At 46.9% G+C, this 8,027-nt stretch carries 7 protein-coding genes and 1 pseudogene; 2 read left to right on the top strand and 6 right to left on the bottom strand.

Annotation, left to right across the window (positions count from 1 at the left end; all coding sequences use genetic code 11):
- The 5 genes and pseudogenes from AACT21_RS03415 to napF all read right to left on the bottom strand — a co-directional run.
- Positions 1-89, bottom strand: a pseudogene (locus AACT21_RS03415) (cytochrome C); the annotation flags it as partial.
- Positions 90-121: 32 nt separating this feature from the next.
- Entirely contained in the window at positions 122-577 is a 456-nt protein-coding gene (locus AACT21_RS03420) for a nitrate reductase cytochrome c-type subunit (RefSeq protein ID WP_013868529.1), read from the bottom strand.
- Between the two features lie 73 nt (positions 578-650).
- Complete coding sequence (napA, locus tag AACT21_RS03425) at positions 651-3,140, bottom strand: periplasmic nitrate reductase subunit alpha (protein ID WP_094164616.1); 2,490 nt, start codon at positions 3,138-3,140, stop codon at positions 651-653.
- A complete protein-coding gene (locus AACT21_RS03430; RefSeq protein WP_013868531.1) occupies positions 3,137-3,442 on the bottom strand; it encodes a chaperone NapD in 306 nt (101 codons plus the stop codon). The genes napA and AACT21_RS03430 overlap by 4 nt, the downstream gene beginning before the upstream one ends.
- A gap of 2 nt (positions 3,443-3,444) precedes the next feature.
- Complete coding sequence (napF, locus tag AACT21_RS03435; RefSeq protein WP_017050040.1) at positions 3,445-3,939, bottom strand: ferredoxin-type protein NapF; 495 nt, start codon at positions 3,937-3,939, stop codon at positions 3,445-3,447.
- A 215-nt stretch (positions 3,940-4,154) separates the two neighbouring features.
- On the opposite strand from napF, the gene narQ reads away from it, so the two are divergent.
- A complete protein-coding gene (narQ, locus tag AACT21_RS03440) occupies positions 4,155-5,879 on the top strand; it encodes a nitrate/nitrite two-component system sensor histidine kinase NarQ (RefSeq protein ID WP_094145171.1) in 1,725 nt (574 codons plus the stop codon).
- A complete protein-coding gene (locus AACT21_RS03445; protein WP_013868534.1) occupies positions 5,866-6,498 on the top strand; it encodes a response regulator in 633 nt (210 codons plus the stop codon). The genes narQ and AACT21_RS03445 overlap by 14 nt, the downstream gene beginning before the upstream one ends.
- A gap of 67 nt (positions 6,499-6,565) precedes the next feature.
- Here the strand turns inward: AACT21_RS03445 and dcuC are convergent, their stop codons facing one another.
- Entirely contained in the window at positions 6,566-7,933 is a 1,368-nt protein-coding gene (gene dcuC, locus AACT21_RS03450; RefSeq protein ID WP_019281627.1) for an anaerobic C4-dicarboxylate transporter DcuC, read from the bottom strand.
- Positions 7,934-8,027: the final 94 nt, after the last annotated feature.

Raw genomic sequence — 8,027 nt, forward strand, 5'->3', positions numbered from 1 at the left:
CCACCTGCAAACCCCATGAACAATACGATGCCAACGGCCGCTTTACTTGGGCTTGTGAGCCTTTTCCAAAACGCTTTTAATAATTTCATAAATAGCCTCTTAAGTTATTATCTGGCTACGATTAGCGAAGTGAATCAACGGATTTGAACTCATTTTCCACCAAAGGCTTCGCAATGGCTTGCGGTACATGGCACTGTAAACAGAAGTAACGGCGCGGTGAGACGTCAGCTAGCACCGCATCTTCACGGTTAACATAGTGGGTCACACTGATTTTGGTTGCGCCCATCTCTTTGGCATTTTTCCAACTGTGACAAGCAAGGCACTTATTGGCGTTTAGCGACACTTCGTAGCCACGAATGTTATGCGGGATCAAAGGTGGCTGATAGACGTATTCGCTTTCAAGCGCTTGATCTCTTGGGTACTTCTTAAAGTCGTCTGCAGGACGAGTCTCTTCAAGTTGCGTTGCGCCACGCAGCGATTCCAGCCCACCGTTGCCGCCGGGGTTATTCAGTTCCGCCTGTACCGTTTGGCCAAATAAAGCCCCAAAAGATAAAAGGGCGATCAGTAGTTTTTTCATCTTAAATTCTCCGCCTAATGGCTCATTCTGAGATCGGCTCCCCATAGGGCAGCCGATGCATTCATTAACTGGCTTACGCTACTTTAGTGATTTTTACCGGACATTTTTTGAAGTCTGTCTGCTTCGACAGTGGGTCCGTGGCATCTAAAATCAGCTTGTTAATCAAAATGCGAGCATCAAAGAATGGGATAAAGACCAAACCATGCGGTGGACGATTTCTGCCGCGCGTTTCCACACGAACACGAACTTCGCCGCGTTTGTTGGAAATCAATACTTCATCACCACGTCGTAACCCACGCGCTTTGGCGTCATCTGGGTGGATGTAACAGAGCGCATCGGGTACGGCTTTATAAAGTTCAGGCACGCGCCGCGTCATAGTGCCGGTGTGCCAGTGTTCTAACACGCGGCCCGTACACAGCCACATATCAAATTCGGCATCAGGTGATTCCGGCGGCGCTTCATAAGGAGCGGAGATGATCCACGCTTTACCATCCGGTTTGCCGTAGAAATCCCAATCTGACCCTTTTTTTGCATAAGGATCGGAGCCTTCTTTAAAGCGCCATAACGTTTCTTTGCCATCCACAACCGGCCAACGTAAGCCGCGAACGTTATGATAGGTATCATAAGGAGCTAAGTCGTGGCCGTGACCGCGTCCGAAGCTGGCGTACTCTTCAAATAACCCTTTTTGTACATAGAAACCGAAGTGATGTGCGTCATCGTTCAGTTCACGCGCTTCTTCAAGCGGGAATTGGTCAACCTGTCCGTTTCTGAACAGCACATCAAACAGGGTTTTACCGCGATATTGTGGCGCTTTGGCGAGCAATTCTTCTGGCCACACTTCTTCCATTTTGAAGCGTTTAGAGAACTCCATCACTTGCCATGAGTCTGATTTTGCTTCGCCCACAGTACCAACTTGCTGATACCAAGCTTGAGTGCGGCGTTCAGCATTGCCGTAAGCGCCTTCTTTTTCCACCCACATTGCGGTAGGGAGCACTAAGTCGGCCGCTTGCGCTGTGACTGTTGGATACGGGTCAGACACGACGATAAAGTTTTCTGGGTTGCGATAACCCGGTAAACGTTCTTCGTTAATATTCGGGCCTGCTTGCATGTTGTTATTACACTGCACCCAATAAGCGTTGAGTTTGCCATCTTTGAGCATTCGGTCTTGCTGTACCGCGTGAAAGCCCGGTTTTTCAGGAATGGTGCCTTGCGGAAGCTTCCATGTCTTTTCAGCAATCGCGCGATGTTTGGGGTTAGCCACCACCATGTCAGCGGGTAGGCGGTGAGAAAAGGTTCCGACTTCACGTGCCGTGCCACAAGCGGATGGCTGGCCTGTTAATGAAAATGGACTGTTGCCAGGTGTGGCAATTTTGCCCGTCAGTAAGTGCAGGTTGTAGACCAAGCTTTGCATCCAAACACCGCGAGTATGTTGGTTCATGCCCATAGTCCACAGTGACATCACTTTGGTGTTAGGGTCAGCGTACTGTTTTGCAAGCGCGATCAGTTTATCTTCGGCAACACCTGACATTTGCGCGGCTTTTTCAACCGTATAAGGTGCAACCGAGGCTTTATAAGCTTCAAAATCAATCGCAGTCACATCACCGGAGTTGGCATTTTTCGCTTTAACTTGCAGTGGGTGCTCGTCACGCAGACCGTAACCAATATCTGTTGTCGCTTGTTTGAAATGAGTGTGTTTGTTGACGAAATCCCAGTTCACCGCATTGTTTTGAATGATGTAGTTGGCGATGAAGTTGGCGATGGCAAGGTCACTTTGTGGGTGGAAAATGTAACCGTGGTCGGCCAGCTCAAACGAACGATGATAATAAGTCGAAAGGACATTTACTTTAACGTGTGGGTGACTTAAACGGCGATCGGTAATACGAGTCCAAAGAACCGGGTGCATTTCGGCCATGTTTGAACCCCAAAGCACAAAGGCATCAGCGTGTTCAAAATCATCATAGCAGCCCATCGGTTCATCAATACCAAAGGTGCGCATAAATCCAACAACGGCTGAAGCCATGCAGTGGCGAGCGTTTGGATCAATGTTATTAGAGCGAAAACCCGCTTTCATTAGTTTAACGGCGGCGTAACCTTCCATCACGGTCCATTGGCCTGAACCGAACATGCCAACACTGGTCGGCCCTTTCGCTTTTAGAGCTTGTTTCCACTTTTCAGCCATCACATCGAAAGCCTGATCCCACGACACTGGCGTGAATTCTCCATCTTTATGGTATTGGCCATCTTTCATGCGCAGCAGTGGTTGTGTTAAGCGATCTTTGCCATACATGATTTTTGAAAGGAAGTAGCCTTTAATACAGTTCAACCCTTTGTTAACAGGCGCTTCAGGGTCACCTTGTGTGGCAACCACTTTGCCGTTTTGAGTGCCGATTAATACTGAACAGCCCGTACCGCAGAAACGACAAGGCGCTTTATCCCAAGTGATTTTTGTTTGGTCTGAGCTGGCAATCAAGTTTGTAGCGCTGGCGGGTAGAGTAATACCAGCGATAGCGGCTGCGGATGCGGCTGCGTTTGCTTTCACAAACGCGCGTCTTGTCATTTTCATACGTCATCCTCAATGTGGGAATGTTGTGTTCCAGTGTTGGTATCCGTGTCATCCAGCCCACTTTCTATTTGGTGATAAACCAAAGCGGTGCTGAGAACATGTGGTAAGTTGTTAATCGCATCGATGGTGTCAGTAACGAAGCCTTGATTTTCCGTTTCCAAAACGACGATCATTTTCCCTTCGTTGCTTTGGCCATACACTTCGGCGTTCTCAAACGATTCGATTGTCGCTTTGAGCGCTGCTAAATGTTCAGGTACGACGTGAACGATCAAACTTGAAATATGTACTTCATTGAGTGACATGTTTATCTCTCATTATTATTAATATTGCTCACACGGATGGCTGAGGTTGGACAGATGGAAACGCACGCGCCACATCCGTTACAGGCATCAATATCGACATTCGGTTGCGCCACTTTTCCGATCACTAAATTGAATGTTATAGCGCTGACTTCACATGACTCAGCGCAGCTACGACACTCCACATTGCGTTTAGCCAAGCAGCTTTCTTCGAGCTTTGCTTTAGCCAGCCACGCTTGTGTTGAGCGCGGTGCGAAAATCGGCTCTGGGCAGCTCTGCGCGCACTGATAACAAAAGGTGCACTCATCAATATGAAAATCTATGGTTGGGAAGCCGCCATCACCTAAGGTGATGATCTTTGTTTCGCACGCGTCTAGGCAGCGGCCACAGCGAGTGCACTCATCTGAAAAGGAGAGGGGGTGAGCAATCCAAGGCAAGCGGACAATGGTGTCATCGACCTGATTACGAGAAAAAAAACGCCTTTTCGAGAGATCAACCAAAGTGCATTCCTGTATTTGTTAACAAATCTTCATTTATCCATACACAAATTGTAGTTTTTGTCCTATTTCTATAAATACCCCCAAGGAGGTAATTGGCTAGGCATGTTGTTTTAGATCAATAAATTCAAGCGCGAGTGATCACATATTGAATGGCTTTAACGACAGCGGCGCCCAATCAGATACAATAGGCAAGGAGAGGTTCACGGAGAGATGTTTTGAGAAAACGATCCAAACAGTCGGTAACCAGCACCATTGCCAAAGCCATGGTGTCGATTTTACTGTTATCGGTTGCCATCACAGGCTACGCCATTTTTACACTCGCTTCCTCACTCAATGATGCGGAAGCGGTGAACGTTGCTGGTTCAATGCGTATGCAAAGCTATCGATTGGCACATGATATTCAAAGTAACTCGGTGGATTATTCATCTCACATTTATCTTTTTGAACGTTCGCTTTATTCAGCATCAATGAAAGCATTACAGCGTTGGCCTGTGCCAAACGACATCACCAAAGATTATTATCAGTTGATCATTCGTTGGCACGAACTGAAAAGCTTGTTAAATAGCGAGAACAAAGACCGCTATCTTGATGAGGTAGCGAAATTTGTCAGCCAAATCGACCGTTTTGTCTTTAAGTTGCAGCACTTCTCAGAACAAAAGCTGATCCAACTGGCTTGGTTTGGCGGCATGGGGTTGGGTGGTGTGTTGTGTATCTCATTGTTTGTGGTGCATTTTATTCGTAAGGAAGTGGTGGGGCCATTGCGTTCGCTAGTGACCGCCAGTGAGCAGATCCAAAACCGTTCATTTGATGTATCGCTCAATGTCACCAGCCATAATGAAATGGGGATCTTAACCCGCACGTTTAATAAAATGGCCACCGACCTTGGTAAGCTGTACCTCGGTTTGGAGCAAGCGGTGAATGAGAAAACCCATAAATTGCAAAATGCCAACCAAGCACTGCAAGTGTTGTATGACTGCTCGCAAGAGTTAACCGCGTCGCGCATTAGCCAAGATAATTTCCAAGCGATTTTGCAACACTTGGTCACCATTGAAGGGGTCACATTTGCCCAGTTAGAAATTGGTGATGACGCGGGTAAAAGTACGCGCTTATCCGAAGGTGAGAGCAATGGATTCTCCCTTTCTCCGCTTTTGCTGAGCTTAGATGGGATGCAACTGGGTTACTTGTATCTGCAATACAGCTTGCCTTGTCCAAATAGCGCCTTGATTGATAACTTCGTACAAATATTGTCGCGTGCCATTTATTATAATCAAGCACAGAAACAAGCCGAACAGTTGATCTTGATGGAAGAACGCGCCACCATCGCTAGGGAACTGCATGATTCGTTGGCTCAATCGCTTTCGTATCTGAAGATACAAGTATCATTACTAAAACGCGTGATTGGCCGAGCAGAGACCCCGCACGCTGCAGAGAAAAAAGAGCAAATCATTTTAGATATTGATCAAGGTTTGTCGGGCGCTTACACCCAGTTAAGAGAGTTATTAACCACCTTTAGGCTAACGATTAAAGAAGGCAATTTTGGTCAAGCGCTTAAGGGCATGCTAGAGGAACTTGGCGAGCAAACTACGGCGGAGATAGTGCTTAATAATAATTTGTCATCGATTGATTTAGATGCGCATCAACAAGTGCATTTACTGCAATTGATCCGAGAAGCGACTATCAATGCTATCAAACACGCTCAAGCTAATGCCATTCAAGTCAACTGTGATGAATTAGACGATCAGGTGATGGTGACGGTCAAAGACGATGGGGTTGGCTTTGATCAACAGCGTGCTAGGCTCAATCACTATGGATTAAGCATTATGCAAGAAAGAGCGGCGCGGCTGCATGGCGCAGTGTCAGTAACCTCCGCACCCAATGCTGGGTGTGAAGTTATATTGAAATATAAACGTTCAAAGGATACAAATTTTGACGAGATGTAGAGTAATGTTGGTAGATGACCATCCTTTGATGAGACGTGGTATCAACCAGCTATTGAGTTTTGAAGATGACTTTGAAGTGGTTGCTGAAGCTTGTAACGGCAGTGAAGCCATCGCTTTGGCGCATGACATCGAGCCGGATCTCATTCTGCTTGATTTGAATATGAAAGGCATGTCAGGGCTCGATACGTTAACAGCGCTTCGTGCGGATGAATCAACCGCTACCATCGTTATTTTAACCGTATCAGACAGTGCGCTCGATATTGAAGCTATGGTGAAAGCGGGGGCTGATGGCTACCTTCTTAAAGATACAGAACCAGATGAGCTGGTGGAACTGCTTAGACAGGCCGCGACGGGTGTAAAAGCGTACAGCGAGTTTGTTACTCAGTACCTTGCCGAACGTCATACGCATGAAGATCTTTTTGAGGCATTAACCGACCGTGAAACTCAGATTTTAAAAGAGGTCGCGAAAGGGTATCGGAATAAGCAAATTGCGGATCGTCTGTTCATTTCTGAGTCGACAGTAAAAGTGCACATGAAGAGTTTACTGAAGAAGCTACGCGTCCCATCGCGTACGGCAGCAACGATTTTATACTTGGAGCGTTATAGCGAGAGTAAATAACACCTATTTGAAAATAGCGGTTTGAAAAAAAGGGCGCCCTGTTGGACGCCCTGATTGTTCGTTAACGTTATGCTGTCATCGGTACAAGGATTACTGTACCAATAATGACAGTGATTAAACCGAGGATGACAGGAACGGAAGTGCGTTTTACCACTTCAAATGGACTGATTTGGCCCATACCAGCTGTTGCTACAACGACGCCTGATACTGGTGAAATGGTGCGGCCAAGGTTTGAAGCTTGCAGCATTGGGATAATGAGAAAGGCTGGGTTCACGCCCAATTTAGCTGCCAACGATGGCGCTAACTCAACAAAGGCGTAGAACGGAGCGTTGCCTGAACCCGTCGCAATAGCGGCTGCTACGGTAAGGCCTGTCAAAATCAGCATCAAGGCTATGCCGCCTGCGCCTGCGGTTTCTGCAAGATGAAGCAGGTTATCAATCGCTCCAATCGACATCAAACCTTGTGCGAATACGCCCGCAGCAACCAACAACATCACCACGCCTTTGAATGCTTCGGCCATGCCTGCGTAGCACGATTCTAGATCTTCTAACGTCTCTTTACCTTTAAAACGCTTCGTCACGAAGTCAACCAATGCACCGATGAAGATGGATCCGACCACAATGGTGTAAATATCAAGGCTCAAACCTTGAATGGTTTCTCCGTTGAATAAGAACACACCCACAATAGGTAAGAATGGAAGAGCCGCATAGTAAGCGGGTGCTTTCACTTCGATGGCGGAAACATCGATTTTTTCCATCGGTGTATTATCTTTCTTATCGAGATATTTGTTCCAGAAGAAGGCCGCGATCGCCATGACGATAATGGCGCAGATCGAAACAGGAAGAACTGTTTCCACGGCAAAAACGTGTAAAGGTAGGCCTGATTTTTCCGCCGCAATAACCACATCACCGGATGTCGGGGAAAGGATGATCGCAGCAGGAGATGCACATACCGCAACTGCGGCCGGACGAGAGATCCCCATCGCTACCATCATCGGAAATAAAGTGGCCATTAACAGCACGCCAAGACCCGTTGCTGAGCTCACCGCTAAAGACATCAAACATGCCACAATGTAAGCAGCAACCAGCAAGATATAAGGGGATGTAATAACCGAAAGAGGTTTAGAAAACTGTTTTACAACCACATTGTTGGCGCCGATGTGTGTCATGTACGAAGCAAAACCACACAGCAACATAATTTGCATGCCTAAACCGCCACCACTGTAACGCAACATGTATTTCACGAATTCGAGTGCATCCGTTACCGTGTTACCGGTTGAGGGTACTTTGGCTGGCAGCACTGAATAGCCAAGTGCGCCAGTTAATAGCAGTAAAACGATACCTGCGGTGAGTAACACACCGGCTGGCTTGTAACCTTTAACAATGAAATAACCCACCGCTACTGTTACCGCCAAGCCAATTAAAAGCTCTAGCATTTAAGTCTCCTGAAATTATGAACAATATTGCAAAAACGTGTATCAATTTATGACAAGGAATTTACCGAAAAGAATGCTGTAGCACGAGAGCAAG

The organism is Vibrio sp. V08_P9A1T1 (genome assembly GCF_963874405.1).
Taxonomy (GTDB): domain Bacteria; phylum Pseudomonadota; class Gammaproteobacteria; order Enterobacterales; family Vibrionaceae; genus Vibrio; species Vibrio anguillarum.